13 protein-coding genes are annotated in these 16,586 nt (G+C 46.4%); 3 read left to right on the top strand and 10 right to left on the bottom strand.

Annotated elements, in window-relative coordinates; translation table 11 throughout:
• Nucleotides 1-16: 16 nt before the first annotated feature.
• From EKN56_RS14120 to lptD, 7 genes are all read right to left on the bottom strand, one after another.
• Nucleotides 17-460: a hypothetical protein gene (locus EKN56_RS14120; protein WP_130592369.1), complete on the bottom strand. Its 444-nt coding sequence runs from the start codon at nucleotides 458-460 to the stop codon at nucleotides 17-19.
• A gap of 208 nt (nucleotides 461-668) precedes the next feature.
• The gene (gene apaH / locus EKN56_RS14115; RefSeq protein WP_130592368.1) at nucleotides 669-1,502 is read right to left on the bottom strand and encodes a bis(5'-nucleosyl)-tetraphosphatase (symmetrical) ApaH; all 834 of its coding nucleotides are present in this window, start codon (nucleotides 1,500-1,502) and stop codon (nucleotides 669-671) included.
• A gap of 38 nt (nucleotides 1,503-1,540) precedes the next feature.
• Nucleotides 1,541-1,918, bottom strand: coding sequence for a Co2+/Mg2+ efflux protein ApaG (apaG, locus tag EKN56_RS14110; RefSeq protein ID WP_130592367.1), 378 nt, complete (start codon nucleotides 1,916-1,918; stop codon nucleotides 1,541-1,543).
• A 4-nt stretch (nucleotides 1,919-1,922) separates the two neighbouring features.
• The gene (gene rsmA, locus EKN56_RS14105; protein ID WP_130592366.1) at nucleotides 1,923-2,756 is read right to left on the bottom strand and encodes a 16S rRNA (adenine(1518)-N(6)/adenine(1519)-N(6))-dimethyltransferase RsmA; all 834 of its coding nucleotides are present in this window, start codon (nucleotides 2,754-2,756) and stop codon (nucleotides 1,923-1,925) included.
• On the bottom strand, nucleotides 2,749-3,744 hold the full coding sequence (gene pdxA, locus EKN56_RS14100) for a 4-hydroxythreonine-4-phosphate dehydrogenase PdxA (RefSeq protein WP_130592365.1): 996 nt from the start codon (nucleotides 3,742-3,744) through the stop codon (nucleotides 2,749-2,751). Before pdxA ends, rsmA begins: the two co-directional genes overlap by 8 nt.
• Complete coding sequence (gene surA, locus EKN56_RS14095; protein WP_130592364.1) at nucleotides 3,734-5,092, bottom strand: peptidylprolyl isomerase SurA; 1,359 nt, start codon at nucleotides 5,090-5,092, stop codon at nucleotides 3,734-3,736. The genes pdxA and surA overlap by 11 nt, the downstream gene beginning before the upstream one ends.
• Nucleotides 5,093-5,153: 61 nt before the next feature.
• The gene (lptD, locus tag EKN56_RS14090) at nucleotides 5,154-7,526 is read right to left on the bottom strand and encodes an LPS assembly protein LptD (protein ID WP_130592363.1); all 2,373 of its coding nucleotides are present in this window, start codon (nucleotides 7,524-7,526) and stop codon (nucleotides 5,154-5,156) included.
• Between the two features lie 179 nt (nucleotides 7,527-7,705).
• On the opposite strand from lptD, the gene djlA reads away from it, so the two are divergent.
• Both djlA and EKN56_RS14080 read left to right on the top strand, forming a co-directional pair.
• Nucleotides 7,706-8,524, top strand: coding sequence for a co-chaperone DjlA (gene djlA / locus EKN56_RS14085; protein WP_130593717.1), 819 nt, complete (start codon nucleotides 7,706-7,708; stop codon nucleotides 8,522-8,524).
• A gap of 294 nt (nucleotides 8,525-8,818) precedes the next feature.
• A complete protein-coding gene (locus tag EKN56_RS14080; protein WP_130592362.1) occupies nucleotides 8,819-9,325 on the top strand; it encodes an AAA family ATPase in 507 nt (168 codons plus the stop codon).
• 21 nt (nucleotides 9,326-9,346) lie between these two features.
• Here the strand turns inward: EKN56_RS14080 and rluA are convergent, their stop codons facing one another.
• The 3 genes from rluA to EKN56_RS14065 all read right to left on the bottom strand — a co-directional run bounded on the left by rluA (nucleotide 9,347) and on the right by EKN56_RS14065 (nucleotide 15,498).
• Complete coding sequence (rluA, locus tag EKN56_RS14075; protein ID WP_130593716.1) at nucleotides 9,347-10,000, bottom strand: bifunctional tRNA pseudouridine(32) synthase/23S rRNA pseudouridine(746) synthase RluA; 654 nt, start codon at nucleotides 9,998-10,000, stop codon at nucleotides 9,347-9,349.
• A gap of 88 nt (nucleotides 10,001-10,088) precedes the next feature.
• Nucleotides 10,089-12,995: an RNA polymerase-associated protein RapA gene (gene rapA, locus EKN56_RS14070; protein ID WP_130592361.1), complete on the bottom strand. Its 2,907-nt coding sequence runs from the start codon at nucleotides 12,993-12,995 to the stop codon at nucleotides 10,089-10,091.
• Between the two features lie 136 nt (nucleotides 12,996-13,131).
• Nucleotides 13,132-15,498, bottom strand: a complete 2,367-nt coding sequence (locus EKN56_RS14065; protein ID WP_130592360.1) for a DNA polymerase II — start codon at nucleotides 15,496-15,498, stop codon at nucleotides 13,132-13,134.
• Between the two features lie 339 nt (nucleotides 15,499-15,837).
• Between EKN56_RS14065 and EKN56_RS14060 the strand changes: the two genes are divergently transcribed.
• The gene (locus EKN56_RS14060; protein WP_130592359.1) at nucleotides 15,838-16,536 is read left to right on the top strand and encodes a DsbA family oxidoreductase; all 699 of its coding nucleotides are present in this window, start codon (nucleotides 15,838-15,840) and stop codon (nucleotides 16,534-16,536) included.
• The last annotated feature ends 50 nt before the right edge of the window (nucleotides 16,537-16,586 follow it).

The following is a 16,586-nucleotide window of genomic DNA, read 5'->3' as shown; positions in this document are numbered from 1 at the left end:
AGTTTTCTGACAGTTATTATTGTTCAGGACACATTGCTTTAAGTTTTTGGTAATTTTCCCCGAGATTTTTGGTTATTGATGTTAGTGTCTCTATCTCTTCTTTATCGGGGTAAGATATATAACGATGAACCGCGTTATAATATTGAATCAGTCGAATCATACTGAGGTTACCAATAGCGATTGGGTTGCTTTTATCAACTCCCGGATATTGAGCTGACTTAGCCATTAAAGCTTTAAGTTGTGGGTCGTAACCGGTATCTGACCATTTATTAAAAGCATTCAATGTAACCGTTCTATCTTGTATTGCTTTGCTACCTTTCTCTGTAACGGTTTCTGTTACAGAGATCAGAATTTTTGTCGAATCATCAAATAGTTCAAATGCGATTGCACAATCTTCTTTATGACCAGCCATGGTGAACATTGGTAATGTTAATAAGGCTATTCCTAGCGCCTTTTTCATATTATCCCTTATGTAACTCAAATTATTATTGCTGGCAGACTATGACTATTATGAATTTTCTTAACAGCTATTCTGGTTACACCATAAACACCAGCCTTGCCCTTAATACACATTAACCATTTTCTGTCGTCAATAATACATTCCGGATTTTGTAGATTTCCTGGAAGAAAGTATTTATCAAACATTAAAAATGAATGGGGGCCAGCGATTAGTCATCTGTTTCGGCAGTTTTCGCCAGAGAATCTTGTTGAAAATACTGTTTATCTTCCCATCTCAGCATGGTGAGTTTTCCCCCCCAACAACAACCGGTATCCAGTGCGTAAATCCCTTCCGGGGTACCTTTTCCTTCCAGCGAAGCCCAATGTCCAAAAACAATCGAATAGTTTTCAGAAACCGGCCCGAAGAGCTCAAACCAGGGTTTTAACGGTGCGGGTGCTTTTTTAGGCACATCTTTACAGATCATATCCAGACAACCGTTTGGATAACAGAAACGCATGCGGGTTAGTGCATTAGTGGCATAGCGCAATCTGGGTAAGCCTGACAGCTCATCGTGCCAGCAGTTGGGTAAATCACCATACATGGAGTCCAAAAACAGCGGATAGCTATCGCTGGAGAGAATAGCTTCAATTTCACGGGCGCAGCGTTTGGCGGTATCAATATCCCACTGAGGCGTGATGCCTGCGTGTCCCATTACCAACGCTTTTTCTTCGTCGACCTGCAATACAGGTTGGCGGCGTAACCAATTGATTAATTCATCACAGTCTGGTGCTTCCAGCAATTCGGTCAGATTATCTTTGGGTTTATTACGGCTAATGCCGGCATAAATTGCCAACAGATGAAGGTCATGATTACCTAATACAATACGGACTGAATCGCCCAGCGATCGAACATAACGAAGAACTTCAAGAGAGTCCGGACCTCGGGCAACTAAATCACCCGTTAACCAAAGGGTATCTGTGGCGGGGTTAAAATTGGCTTGCGCTAGCAAAGCCTGTAGTTCCTGAAAACAACCGTGTACATCACCGACTAAAAGTGTTGCCATAAGCGGGAGCTAACCTTTTTATTATTATTGAATCTTTTTTAGTGAATCAGGGACGGAATCGCCAGGCGGAATACCGGAATCACTATCTGAAATGGTTGCCCCATATGATCGATCATATTGTAGTGGCCTTCCATTGTACCCAGCGGCGTTTCCAGAATAGCACCGCTGGTATATTGAAACTCATTGCCTGCTGAAATAATCGGCTGCTCACCAATAACGCCTTCACCCTGAACTTCAGTGTGCTTGCCGTTAGCGTTAGTGATGAGCCAATATCGGCTAAGAAGCTGTACCTGCTCCCGACCCAGGTTGCGAACTGTCATGGTATAAGCAAAAACAAAGCGCTCTTCATCCGGCAAAGACTGGGCTTCAACATAGAAACTTTGTGCCTGAATAAAAATCCTGGGTTTATCGATCACGGTATTACTCCTGTTCAGCCTCCGGCAGTTTGGTGCCTTTGGTTGATAACCAATTTGCCATTTTGCAATACAGTTCAACAGAGATATTTTCTGCCCGCATATTCAGATCTAAGCCTAGTTCTGTCAGTTGGTCTGGTGTGAACAGATGACCCAGACTATTGCGGATAGTTTTACGCCGTTGATTGAATGCCTCTGTAGTCAGACGACTCAGGATACGAATATCTTCTACAGGATAGGGGATGCTGTCATGCGGAATCAGACGTACCACCGCTGAGTCTACTTTTGGCGCAGGGCGGAATGCCGTTGGTGGCACTTCCAGTACCGGAATGATCCGGCAATAATATTGCGCCATTACGCTTAACCGACCGTAGGTTTTGCTGTTTTCTCCCGCTACCAGCCGGTTAACGACTTCTTTCTGTAACATAAAATGCATGTCACTTATCGCATTAGTATAGCTGAAAAGATGGAACATCAGCGGCGTTGAGATGTTATACGGCAGGTTGCCGAACACCCTCAGCGGTTGCCCCATCTCTTTTGCCAGCGCCGCAAAATCAAAGGTCATGGCGTCTTGCTGATAGATAGTCAGCTTATCTTTCAGCTTAGGATTAACCGCCAGACGAGCCGCCAGATCGCGGTCCAGCTCAATAACGGTCATATGTTCTAACCGTTCAGCGACAGGTTCGGTTAATGCGGCAAGGCCCGGGCCAATCTCCAGCATAGCCTGTCCCGGTTGTGGATGAATCGCCGAGACGATGCTGTCGATCACATAAGGATCGCTTAAAAAGTTTTGCCCAAAACGTTTGCGGGCAAAGTGGCCCTGATGAACACGATTATTCATTACGATTATTTATCATTTTAATAGCGAGATTAAGCGCAACGGTAAAACTACCTGAATCGGCAGTACCTGTAGCGGCAAGGTCTAATGCGGTGCCGTGGTCGACAGAGGTTCTGATAAACGGAAGTCCCAGCGTGATATTCACAGCCCGGCCGAATCCCTGATATTTCAAAACAGGTAACCCCTGATCGTGATACATGGCTAATACAGCATCAGCATGTTGTAAGTATTTAGGCTGAAAAAGGGTATCTGCCGGAAGTGGCCCAATCAGGTTGATGCCCCGTTGGCGCAGCTTTTCCAGAGTAGGGGAGATAATTTCTATCTCTTCATGGCCCATATGGCCCCCTTCACCAGCATGAGGGTTTAGTCCACAAACATAAATTTGTGGGTGCGGAATACCAAACTGAGTAACCAAATCATGGTTCAGAATGGTGATAGTTTCCGTCAAACTCTCGGAGGTAATTGCTTCAGAAACGCGGGACAGCGGTAGGTGAGTGGTCACTAAAGCAACGCGTAACTCTTCTGTTGCCAGCATCATGACTACGCGTTGCCGATGGCTGCGTTCTGCAAAAAACTCAGTGTGGCCGGTAAATGCATGTCCGGCATCATTTATAATGCCTTTATGTACCGGTCCGGTAATTAATGCGGCAAATTCACCGCTCAGGCAGCCATCACAGGCTCGTGCCAGCGTGTCTATGACATATTGGCCGTTTTGAACATTAAGCTCTCCGGGAGTAACGGGATGGCTTAATTTAACCGGCAAAATGGTGAGTGTTCCTTTCTCCTGAGGCTGGGGGGATTGCTCTGGCTGGTAAACACGTAATTGCAAAGGCAGCCCGAGGAGGGCTGCCCTTTGCTGGAGCAATTCTGGCGCGGCGCAAACCACCAGCTCAACGGGCCATTCCCGTTGAGCCAGCTGAACCACTAAGTCAGGACCCACACCGGCAGGTTCTCCCGGTGTGATCACGACACGCTGAGTATTACTGACCATTTGTACTGCTGCTGTTGCCAGCGTTCATAATTTTAACGTAAGCACTGGCGCGAATCTCTTGCATCCAGCTAGGTACTTCTTCAGAGAACTTACGATTGAACAGCATACGGTAAGCACGATCTTTCTGTGCAACGTCAGTTTTATCAACCTGACGAGTATCCAACAGTTGGATCAAATGCCAGCCAAATGAAGAGCGAATCGGAGCGCTGATCTCATTTTTCTGCAGGCGCATCAGGGCATCGCGGAATGCCGGATCAAAGACTTCCGGTGAAGACCAACCCATATCACCACCCTGACGAGCAGAACCTGGATCTTCTGAGTATTTACGTGCCATTTCGGCAAAATCTGCTTTTCCACTGCGAATATCGTCAGCAATAGACGCCAATTGAGATCTGGCCTGATCGTCTGTTACAACAACGGTTGGGCGAATCAGAATATGGCGAGCATGTACTTCCATAACAGAAATAGATTTTTGCTCACCACGGATGTCGTTGACTTTTAAAATATGGAAACCGACACGAGAACGAATTGGCCCAACAATGCCACCTTTCTGGGATGATTGTAGCTCGCTGGCAAAAATGGATGGTAGCTCCTGCATCTTAGCCCAACCCATTTTACCGCCTCTCAGCGCTTGTGGGTCTGCTGAGTAAGTTGCTGCCATTTTGCCGAAGTCAGCACCATTCTTTAACTGTTCAACGATGCTTTTTGCTTGCTCATCCGCTTTGGCAACTTGATCCGGACTTGGGTTTTCACCTAAAGGAATCATGATATGGCTCAGATTCAGTTCAGCACTGGCATCTAACTGATTAGCCATTTGACCGGCCAATGCGTCAACTTCCTGAGGTAATACAGTAACCCGACGGCGAACTTCGTTATTACGTACTTCACTCATCAGCATCTCTTTACGGATTTGCTCACGGTAAGTTTTGTAGTTCATTCCTTCGGCAGAAAGACGGCTTTTTAACTGAGCGACGCTCATACGGTTTTGCTGAGCAATATCAGCAATACCTTTATCAAGCTGAGCATCATCAATCTTAATGCCCATACTGGTGCCTAACTGACTAATGATGCTATCCATAATTAGTCTTTCAGTAATTTGGCTACGCAAGGTTGCGTCGTCTGGCAACTGTTGACCAGCGCGGCGAGCGCCATTCTTAACGGAAGACATCATATTGTTGACGTCACTCTCTAAAACGACGCCGTTATTCACGATGGCTGCAACGCGGTCAACGTGTTGTCCGGCAGGTGCAGCAAGTACAGCATGTGAAGCCAATGACATTGAAGTGACTGATGCACAGAGCGCCAGACTTGCGGCAAGCGATCTCCAGTTTTTCATTACTTTTCTCATATAGTCCATCCGCACGGGGCGGTTTATCTTAAAAATAATACCAACGTCTTCACGATGGATATCAGAAAGCCTGTTGATATGGCAAAATTCCGGTACGTAACATTTTGCTTCCGCCTAAGTTATGGTTGCCACTTAAGCCGCGCAGTTCGATGTTAAAGGATACCTTGTTGTCGTAATCACTCTGGAAGTCACCCTTCGAGTTCCAGCCAATAATTTTTCGTTCATAGCCGACACCAATTGCCCAACAGCAAGTGTTGTACTGAACGCCTATTAGACCATCGGCAGACTGTTTTAGTTTCGTGTCATAGTAATATGCGCCAGTAACAGACCATCTGTCTGCAATTGGCCAGGTTGCGATACCACCAACTTGTGAAATATCCTGATTATACGCGGTATAACCGTTAGATATGTTAGTGGTCATGGCTGACACATACTCTTTACTGGCATAACGATAGCTAAGCTGAACGACACGCTCGCTGTCTTTACGATATTCGGCTACCGCATTACCGACAGCAAAAGTATCCAGACGCGTATCATATTGTACGCCACCGCGCAGGCCGAAGTTAGAGTCAATCTTCCAATAGCTGTCAGCAGCCCAAACTACGCTGCCGGTTTCTTTATTCTCATCTATTTTATTTGAATAGTAATCGTCATCACCGGTACGGGATTTCTCAAAGAAATAGATTTGTCCGATAGAGGCATTAAAACGCTCATTTTGACGGTCGTCATAAACCCGGGTAGTTAAACCGGTGGTTACCTGATTTGCTGAGGCGATACGGTCCAGACCACCGTAGGTACGGTCGCGGAACAGGCCGGTATAGTCTGACTGTAGCAATGTTGAGTCATAAACATAAATATCACTCTGATCCTTATACGGAACATAGAGATATTGAACCCGCGGTTCCAGCGTCTGAGTAAAGTCCGCCCAGGTATCCATTGGACGGTCAAACACCACTTTGCCGGAAATTTTGTATTGCGGTAATACCCGATTGACTGAATCTTTCAGGTCTGGGGCTCTGGTACCATAATATTTATAGAAATTATCTGAAAAATCTTGCTCGTAGTGAGTGGCCATCAGTTTGAATTCACTATCGATACTTCCCCAATTATTGGCGATTGGATAGTTAAACGTTGGCTCAAGGTGTGCCCGCACTGCGGTTGGGTTATTTGGGTTCTCACTGGAGAATTTGGATAACTGACCATAAGTATGCAAGTCGAAACCAGCAATGTTGTACAGGTAGTTATTGATATCAATTTGTGGCTCTGCGCGATAGGCGTTAATGTTACCGCCGCTGGCGAAGATCTGGAATTTTTTCATTGCGATAGTCGCATCCCAGTTCTGATTAGCATATCCCACACTGTATTTCTGGGTAGCATAGCCATCGGTACTGGAACCGTATTCGCTGGTAAAATCACTTAAATAACGACTGTCACTAAGCTTGGTATAGTCGATATTGAAACGCCAGTGTTGATCCATTACCCCATTGTGATTCCAGTAGAATAACCAGCGATCGGTATTTTTCTCATTTGGGAAATCAGAGGCATACTGGTCATCACTTTTCAGCCAGTCAAACTCCATGATGCCTGCACCAGGGGAGAGTAAGTAACGAAACTCATTCTGGAACTGCATACCACGCTGTTCAATATAGTGTGGTGTAATGGTGGCATCGAAGTTTGGTGCAATGTTCCAGTAATACGGCAGAATAAATTCGAAACCGCTGTTGTTACCGTACTTGGCATTGGGTAACAGGAAACCGGAACGACGCTTATTGCCGGTAGGTAATTGCAGATAAGGGCTATAGAAAACCGGAACCGGGCCAATTTTAAATCGGGCGTTCCAAATTTCTGCCAGTTCTTCTTCATTGTCATGAATAATTTCAGAACCGACTACGCTCCAGCTATTATCGTCAGGCAGACAGGAAGTAAAGGTACCGTTTTCTAAAATGGCATAACGGTTATCTTCCCGCAGTTTCATGGTATCAGCCTGACCGCGCCCCTGGCGCCCAACCATCTGATAGTTACCCTGATAAAGGTCGGTATCTTTAGTATTTAAATTAGACCAGGCTTTTGGTCCGCTAAGTTTGATCATATTGTCATCATACTTAACGTTGCCTGTTGCCGTAACGGTACGGATCGGCTCAGCCTGACCTTGCTGTTCTGTCTGGTTTACTTCTGCCTGATCGGCAATCATTAGCCGATTACCCTGCTCAACGATAACGTTGCCGGTAAAAATGGCACTTTCAGGATAGTTAACCTGACTGTCATCAGATTCAATATTGACTGGTAAAGAGTTTGGATCGCCCGACACCAGCGGACGCTCATAAATAGGGATTCCAAGCCGACATTGTTCGGCCAGAGGGTTAGCCAAGGCATTCTGGCTATATAATGCCATCCAAATTGTGGTGGCCAGCAGTGTGGGATAACGTTTTTTCATACGGTTATTCTTGGTATTCCGTTGGTTACGGCTATGTAGGCAGAAGCAAACCCGATGAGATTATCGTACTCGTCTCTGTTACACCAGCGTTAAATCTTACCATCACCGTTAGGTGGTTCAATATTTGGCAGGTATGATAATGCAATTTGCGACAGACGGCATTGTCAATTGAGGGTGATATGCAGTATTGGGGAAAAATCCTTGGGGTTATATTAGGTGTGATATCCGGTGGTGGCTTCTGGGCAATCGTTCTGGGGCTGATTGTTGGTCACATGGTAGACAATGTAAGAAGAGCTCGTCGCGGTGGTTTTTTTGCTAATCAGCAGGCGCGTCAGGCGCTATTTTTCCGCACTACCTTTCAGGTTATGGGCCATTTGACCAAATCAAAAGGTCGGGTAACCGAAGTTGATATTCAAAACGCGTCTATGATTATGGATCGTATGCAGATACATGGTCTGCGTCGCAGTGATGCCCAGCAAGCGTTTCGTGAAGGTAAGCAGAGTGGTTATCCTTTGCGGGAAAAACTGCGTGAGTTAAAAAGCATCTGTTTTGGTCGTGCCGATTTGATTCGTATGTTTCTGGAGATTCAACTGCAGGCAGCCTTTGCCGACGGCGTACTGCATCCCAATGAGCGTCAGGTGTTATATGTGATTGCTGAAGAGTTAGGTATTTCTCGTGTACAGTTAGATCAACTACTGAGCATGATTGATAGCGGTCGCCAGTTTGGGCAATCCGGCGGATGGCAAGGGCAGCAGCATAGTGGTTATCGCCCGGCATCCGGACCGACACTGGAAGATGCCTGTAAAGTATTAGGTGTAAAACCAGGTGATGATGCCGCCACCATAAAACGCGCCTATCGAAAATTAATGACAGAACATCATCCCGATAAGCTGGTGGCAAAAGGTTTACCACAAGAGATGATGGAGATGGCTAAACAGAAAGCTCAGGAGATTCAAGGTGCTTATGATTTAATTAAGCGAGAGAAGGGCTTTAAGTAATTAATCCTCCTTTTGTGCGATTGATTGAACAGTATCAGTTAAAAAGCGTGTGTAATTAAGTCAAATCTTGGTATGTTGCTGTAGATTAATTTTTTCATATATTCATTGCCTTGAGCTTTTATAAAAAAGCTCAAGGCAACAGCCAAAGCAGTATCAGTTGTCCGGATCTTTGAAACGGAGAGCGTCATCTTTCAAACCTATCCGTTTAAAGCCATCCGTTCAAACTGGAGATAAACCAGAAGTAAAGATTTGCACAAGTCAGAAATGACTCATCTTAATTGACTGGAGGCTTAGATGTTAATCGTATTTAGCGGGTTACCAGGTGTCGGTAAAACTTCAATAGCCAAAGCACTAACAAAAAAGATGGGCGGTGTTTACCTTCGAATAGACTCTATTGAACAGGCCATTCGTAACGCTGGAGTGCTGCTGAAAGATGTGGGAACCTCCGGATACGACACCAGCTATATGCTGGCAAAGGATAACCTGTTGTTAGGGCAAACAGTGATTGCTGACTGTGTGAATCCGGTTAGCTGGTCGCGGGATAACTGGATGCAGGTTGCTTCTGATGCAGACGTTCCTGGTGTGGATATTGAGATTATCTGTAGTGATATTGATGAACATCGCCTGCGGGTCGAATCCCGCCAGAGCGATATTCCTCATCTGGTTCTGCCCGTCTGGCAGCAAATTGTAGAAAAAGAGTATCAGGAGTGGAAACGTCCGCGCATTGTAGTTGATAGCGCGGGTAAGGATGTGGAAGGCTGTGTGGACGAGATTCTGAACCATCTTCAGGTGTGTACCTGAAGCAATCCTGAGTTGAATAGATTAAAAGTCCGGTTCACATTTAAAATGCATTGGACCATCAAACGCAGGGTGATGGATGCATAGCTCCTGTGCGTGCAGTTGTAACCGTGACGCCATCGCTTTAGCCTCCGGGTGGGCATAAAACTTATCGCCTAATATTGGATGGCCCATCTCCAGCATATGTACACGCAGCTGGTGAGAACGTCCGGTAATTGGCATCAGTTTTACCCGTGTGGAGCCATCATCATCACGACTCATCACCTGATATTCTGTTTGGGCACTTTTGCCCGTGTCATAACAGACTTTTTGTTTTGGTCGATTCGGCCAGTCACAAATCAGCGGTAAATCAATTAATCCCTCATCTTTTTCCAGATGTCCCCAGACGCGGGCAATATAGGATTTTTTTGGCTCACGTTCACGAAATTGCCGTTTTAATTCTCGCTCTGCTGCTTTGTTTAACGCTACTACCATCACACCGCTGGTCGCCATATCCAATCGATGGACCGATTCGGCGGCGGGGAAATCACGTTGAATTCGCGCCATGATGCTGTCGTGGTGTTCCGGTGCTTTGCCGGGAACGGAGAGCAGGCCACTGGGTTTATTCACCACCATGATATGTTCATCCTGATACAGAATGTATAACCAGGGGTCTTGTGAAGGATGATAGGCTTCCATCATGTTGGGGAATCTCCGGTGATATCAGGTCTGAGTCAGTACTGATACCGGTTGTACACAGAGTAGCAACCGGTATCCTGAACCATCGTTATTGATGAGAAACGACTATCATACGTATGGCATCCAGTCGCCAACTGGCTTGCTGCAGGCAGTCGAGAATTTGTTGACGGTTATCTTCAATGGCTTGCAGTTCGTCATCACGAATCGTTGGATTGACGGCTTTCAGCGCATTCAGACGATTAAATTCCAGCGTCAGGGTATCATCCGCTTCCTGCTTGGCACCATCAATCAATGCCTGTGCCTGTTTGGCGATTTCTGTTTCTGCCATTTGCAGTACTTCATGAATATCTTTCTGTACTGCGTTAACCAGTTTGCTGCCGGTATGGCGATTTACCGCGCTGAGCTGGCGGTTAAAGCTTTCAAAGCCAACTTGTGCAGCAAGGTTGGTTCCTTTGCGATCCATCATCAGGCGAATCGGTGTTGGCGGCAGGAAACGAGTAAGCTGCAAGTTTTTGGGTGCCTGAGCTTCAACCACATAAATCAGCTCCATTAGCATGGTACCAACGGGCAGAGCCTTATTTTTTAGTAGGGAAACGGCACAACTTCCGGTGTCCCCTGACAGAATTAAATCCAGACCATTACGTACAATCGGATGCTCCCAACTGATAAATTGCGCATCTTCCCGCGACAGTGCCTTTTCCCGGTCAAAGGTGATGGTACAGCCATCCTGTGGAATTCCCGGAAAATCAGGTACCAACATATGGTCAGAAGGGGTAAGGATCATCAGGTTATCGCTGTCATCTTCCTGATTGATACCAATAATATCAAACAGGTTGATGGTGAAGCCGATCAGGTCAACATTATTATCCTGCTCGGCAATCGCCTGAACCAGCGCCTGAGCACGTTCTCCGCCGTTGGAGTTCATCTCCAGCAGGCGGTCACGGCCATTTTCTAACTGAGCCTTCAGGCTAAGATGCTTCGCACGACAGCGCTGGATAAAATCATCAAAGCCAGCTTGTTCAGCCGGTTCGGCAAGATAAGTCATCAGTTCATCATGCACTGCATCATAGACCGGGCGTCCGGTTGGGCAGGTGTGCTCAAAGGCATCCAGCCCTTCATGGAACCAACGAATTAGAATAGCCTGAGCGGTATTTTCCAGATAAGGCACGATAATTTGGATATCGCGGGTTTGGCCGATACGGTCCAGACGACCAATTCGCTGTTCTAACAGGTCCGGATTAAACGGTAGGTCAAACATCACTAACCGGCTGGCAAACTGGAAGTTACGGCCTTCAGAGCCAATTTCAGAACACAGCAGAACCTGAGCGCCATTCTCTTCAGCGGCAAACCAGGCAGCAGCCCGGTCACGTTCTATGATGGATAAACCTTCATGGAATACGGCCGCATGAATACCTTCACGCTCGCGCAGCGTCTGTTCAAGTTGTAAAGCGGTTGCGGCCTGTGCACAAATCACCAGAATTTTTTCGTTGCGATTTTGCTTCAAATACTCCATCAGCCATTCAACGCGCGGATCAAAATTCAGCCAGCTAACGCTATCCCCTTCAAAATTCTGGAAGATTTGCTCAGGATAAAGCATGTCATGCGCCTGAGTACCAATTGGCTTTTTGCCATTCATTATTTTGGCGACTTTAAATGCGGTTTGATACTGAGTTGGCAGAGGCAGTTTTATCTGATGCAAATAGCGAATAGGGAAACCTTTCACACCCTGACGGGTATTACGGAACAGAACGCGACTGGTGCCGTGGCGATCCATGAGCATATTAACCAGTTCTGTACGGGCTGATTCATTCTCTTCACTGTCAAGATTCGCCGCCTTTAATAATGGCTCAATATCCTGTTCACTGATTAATTCACTCAGGGAATTTTTCGCCTGATCGTCCAGCTTTTCGCCGCTGACTAATAGACTTACTGCGTCAGCAACCGGGCGATATTTCTGTTGTTCGTCGACAAACTCCTGATAATCATGGAAACGATCCGGATCCAGCAGGCGCAGACGAGCAAAATGGCTTTCTTGTCCCAGCTGTTCCGGGGTTGCCGTCAGCAACAACACGCCGGGCGTATGCTGAGCCAACTGTTCAATGGCCAGATAGTTGCGGCTTGGTGCTTCTTCGCTCCAGGCCAGATGGTGGGCTTCATCAACCACCAGCAGATCCCAGTTAGCTTCAACCAGATCGTTCAGGCGCTGTTTGCTTTGGCAAACGAAATTCAGGGAGCAGATAACCAACTGTTCGGTTTCAAATGGGTTGTCGAAGTCCTGACGACTTTCTGCATAGCGCTCTTCATCAAACAAAGAAAAATGCAGGTTAAAGCGACGCAGCATTTCAACCAGCCATTGATGTTGCAGGGTTTCTGGTACCACAATCAGTACCCGCTCAACCCGACCCGCCAGTAATTGCTGGTGGATAATCATTCCGGCTTCAATGGTTTTTCCCAGACCCACTTCATCCGCCAGTAAAACACGCGGTGCGTGGCGATGGCCAACTTCATTGGCAATGTGTAATTGGTGGGGAATTAAGCTGGCGCGTATGCCGGTCAGGCCGCTCCACGGCATACGGTACTGTTCGCTTTGATATTTTCTTGCCCGATAGCGCAGACTGAAACGGTCCATACGATCGAGCTGGCCGGCAAACAGGCGATCCTGGGGTTTGCTGAACGTCAGTTTGCTGTCCAGCATCACTTCCCGCAGAGTGCTATTTTCTTCATTGGTATCAAGACGACGACCGATATAGGTCAGTACGCCATTTTCTTCTTTAACGCTGTCAACCAGTAACTGCCAACCTTCGTGGCTGGTTATGGTATCTCCCGGATTAAACATGACGCGGGTTATCGGAGAGTCAGCTTTAGCATACAGCCGATTCTCCCCAATGGCAGGAAACAATAAAGTTACGGTTCGGGCATCCTGCGCAACGACTGTTCCTAGTCCTAAATCACTTTCCGTATCGCTAATCCAGCGTTGACCTAAAGTAAAGGGCATATATTTATCGGCTTCTCATTAATTAACATTTACCCCAAGGTTGCCATCGGGGAGCGATGGAACACAACGTAGTCACTTATTTATGATGATTTTTAGGGGTATGGAGCAAGGGCGCTATGGTAATGATCGGCGGGCGTTAAAACAACCCCATTTGACCAGTAACCAGTGAATCAAAATTATCGTGCATAAACGGCAATATTGCATCAGCAATCGGTTCTAACTGACGAGAAATATAGTGTTGATAGTCAATGGGTGACTGTAGGTTTTCCAGCGGCTGCGGGCCCTGTAGGGTAATTAAATAGCGAATGGTTCCCCCATTTTGATACTGCAGGGGGCGACCATGGGCCTGATTATACTCATCGGCCAGTTTTGCGGCTCTGGCATGTGGCGGCACATTTTTCTGGTATTCCGACAGACGGCGGCGCAGCCGTTTACTGTAGATCAGCTGTGAATCAAATTCGCCATTAAGGGTTTTTGCCACATAATCGCGGATAAATTCCTGATAAGGTTGATTATGAAATATCAACGAGTACAACTGTTGCTGGAAATGTTGCGCCAGCGGAGTCCAGTCGGTTCGTACCGTTTCCATGCCTTTATAAATTATCTCATCATCACCATTATCGCTTAAAATCAGCCCTGCATAGCGTTTTTTACTGCCCTGTTCGGCTCCGCGGATGGTTGGCATTAAGAAGCGGTTAAAGTGAGTTTCAAACTCCAGTTCCAGCGCTGACTCAAGGCCCATCTCCTCTTTTAGCATGGTTTGCCACCACTGATTAACATGCTTAACCAGCTCTCGTCCTATTTGGTTAGCCTGTTGATTGGTATGCGCCTTTTTTAGCCAGACAAACGTTGAGTCCGTGTCTCCGTAGATCACCTGATATCCCTGTTGTTCAATCAGTTCCCGGGTTTTTAGCATAATCTCATGCCCCCGCAGAGTAATTGACGACGCAAGACGAGGATCGAAAAAACGACAGCCGCTGGAACCCAACACGCCATAAAAGGCATTCATGATAATTTTCAGCGCCTGAGACAGTGGTTTATTCTCAGAACGTTTAGCTTCTTCACGCCCGTGCCAGATTTGCTCAACAATGTTGGGCAAACAGTGGGTAGTGCGGGAAAAACGGGCATGACGGAAACCGGGTACCGTTTGCTGTTGATCTTCTTTTAACGTTCCGGCAATCAGACCGACGGGATCAATGAGAAAAGTACGAATAATTGAGGGATACAGGCTTTTATAATCCAGAACCAGTACTGAGTCATATAGCCCGGGAGTGGAAGACATTACATAGCCACCGGGGCTGTGTTCTTCCGGTAAAGTGCCTAAATTAGGTGCCACATAGCCAATGCGATGCATACGAGGAAGATAGAGATGGGTAAACGCCGCAACCGAGCCGCCGCTGCGATCGGCTGCTAAACCCGTCACCGTTGCCCGTTCTAACAGGAAGGTCATCAACTGGGTTTTATCAAAAATGCGAGTTACCAGCACGCAGTCCATCAGGTTGTAGTAGGCCAGAGCAGGTTTATCTTCCCTGAACATGCGATTGATTTCATCCATTCGCTGGTAGGGGTTATCGATGGCTTTTCCTTCGTTCAATAGTTCCCGGGAAACATTTTCCAGACTAAAGGAAGCAAAGTTCCAGGTGGCGCTTTTCAACGCTTCAATACCATCAATAATTAATCTGCCGCTGGCAGAAGCAAAGAAATGTCCTTGTTTGAAGCCATGTTCTCGCCATTCCAGTGGACTATTATCCCGGCCAAATGTGAGGGGTATCTGATAGCGTTCCGCATGTTTCTGTAACACCCGCAAATCAAACTGCACCAGATTCCAGCCAATAATGGCATCGGGGTCGTACTCAGCTATCCATTGATTTAACTTTTGCAGCAGCAAGGGGCGGCTGGCAACATACTCAAGATTAAAGTCACTCTGGTGAGGCGTGCCATTCTCCGGGCCGAGTATATAGACTTGCTTTTGCCCACAGCCATACAGACCAATAGAGTAGAGCTCCCCATGTTCTGTGGTTTCAATATCCAGAGAAACGGTAGTTAAGTTGGGGCGATAGTCAGGCGCGGCTTTTATCCGGACATTAATCAGGCTGCCATCGGCGGCTTGCTCTCCCTGAAACCAGACCGGCGCCGTAATAAAGCGCTCCATCAGGTAGCGTTCCGGCGGGCGAATATCGGCTTCATACAGCGTAATACCGGATTCGTTCAAACTCTTTTCTATGCGTTGCAGTTGACGATACTGGCGACAGTACAATCCATCTACCGGCTGGCAGCTAAAATCCTGCATTTCCAGCGGACGTAAACTCCATCCTCGTTCAGAGGAGAGCAGTGTGGTGATACGGGCATTGCTGGATGCGGGAGAAAAAGCAACGGCTTGCTGTAATGGTAAACGTATACGCTGTGGGCCACTGTCTGTTGCCAGCCAGTAGTCAATTTCAATGCCTGAAGGGGTATCCCGCCAGTGACGCGTCAGGATAAAACCTTGTTGAACTGAATTCACGTATGCTTACCTTTAGTCGTTTAATGCAGTAAAGAACCGAGCTATTGGAAGTATATTCTAATATGTATATCCATACAGCTATTATCTGTTTTCATTTTTATTGGGAATGAAATCGTTTTGTTCTATCTTTAAATAGCAGAGATCTTCTTTTTAATTGCCATAATGACCTACGATATATTCTTTGTGACCTGATTTTTAGATGTATCCATTGGGTTAGGGCGTTTAATCAGAAATAATAGGTAACAACGCTACGCTAAACATATTTATCGGGTATTGGCTTCGTTGCTCCCGCTTTTATTCAACGGTTGGCTCAGAATTATCGTGAAGGACAAAAGTATTATGAAAATACAAATATGGTCTGATTTCTCCTGCCCGTTTTGTTACATCGGCAAACATCATCTTAATCAAGCGCTGGCCTCTTTTACGGAAAAAGAGAGCGTTGAGATTGTGTTGCGTAGCTTTGAGCTGGATCCCAGTGCGCCAAAATCCAAACAAAAAGATATTTATACCCATCTTTCTGAAAAATATGACATGAGCATACCCGAAGCCAACGAAATGACGGCGAACATTGCTCAGCAGGCAAAACAGACCGGACTTGATTTTCATTTTGATAAACTGATACCAACTAACACGTTTGATGCACATCGATTATTGCATTACGCCGCAGAGCAGGGCGTGATGGACGCGACGAGTGAGGCCCTGTTCAAAGGCATGTTTACCAATGGGCTTAATCTGGCGGATATTGATACGTTGATTAATCTGGCAAATGAAGTTGGACTGGAATCATCCGAAGTTAAAGCAGTATTGAATTCCGATCGTTATGCAGAGAGTGTCCATGCTGATGAGTCTTTTGCCCGGCAGCTAAAGATAACCTCGGTACCTTTCTTTGTTTTTGATAATAAATATGCGGTATCCGGGGCTCAACCTGCCAGTGTATTTAGCGAAATTCTGGTAAAAGTGCAGGAAGAAAAGGCGCGTCTGATTCAACTGGATAACGCGTCACAAGGACCATCTTGTTCTGATGATATTTGTTATTGATTATTATCTGACAGATATTTTTCCGGCCGTGGGCATTTGGGCCGGAAAAA

The sequence above is a fragment of the Limnobaculum zhutongyuii genome, assembly GCF_004295645.1.
GTDB classification, from domain to species: Bacteria; Pseudomonadota; Gammaproteobacteria; order Enterobacterales; family Enterobacteriaceae; genus Limnobaculum; species Limnobaculum zhutongyuii.
The sequence above is the reverse complement of the archived record's forward strand: the minus strand, read 5'-3'. Positions and strand labels throughout refer to the sequence as shown.

Excerpts from the sequence above, each read along its gene's own strand:
- EKN56_RS14120 (WP_130592369.1), bottom strand. The coding sequence starts at position 460 with ATGAAAAAGGCGCTAGGAATAGCCTTATTAACATTACCAATGTTCACC.
- apaH (WP_130592368.1), bottom strand. The coding sequence starts at position 1,502 with ATGGCAACACTTTTAGTCGGTGATGTACACGGTTGTTTTCAGGAACTA.
- rsmA (WP_130592366.1), bottom strand. The coding sequence starts at position 2,756 with ATGAATAATCGTGTTCATCAGGGCCACTTTGCCCGCAAACGTTTTGGG.
- pdxA (WP_130592365.1), bottom strand. The coding sequence starts at position 3,744 with ATGGTCAGTAATACTCAGCGTGTCGTGATCACACCGGGAGAACCTGCC.
- surA (WP_130592364.1), bottom strand. The coding sequence starts at position 5,092 with ATGAGAAAAGTAATGAAAAACTGGAGATCGCTTGCCGCAAGTCTGGCG.
- lptD (WP_130592363.1), bottom strand. The coding sequence starts at position 7,526 with ATGAAAAAACGTTATCCCACACTGCTGGCCACCACAATTTGGATGGCA.
- djlA (WP_130593717.1), top strand. The coding sequence starts at position 7,706 with ATGCAGTATTGGGGAAAAATCCTTGGGGTTATATTAGGTGTGATATCC.
- EKN56_RS14080 (WP_130592362.1), top strand. The coding sequence starts at position 8,819 with ATGTTAATCGTATTTAGCGGGTTACCAGGTGTCGGTAAAACTTCAATA.
- rluA (WP_130593716.1), bottom strand. The coding sequence starts at position 10,000 with ATGGAAGCCTATCATCCTTCACAAGACCCCTGGTTATACATTCTGTAT.
- rapA (WP_130592361.1), bottom strand. The coding sequence starts at position 12,995 with ATGCCCTTTACTTTAGGTCAACGCTGGATTAGCGATACGGAAAGTGAT.
- EKN56_RS14060 (WP_130592359.1), top strand. The coding sequence starts at position 15,838 with ATGAAAATACAAATATGGTCTGATTTCTCCTGCCCGTTTTGTTACATC.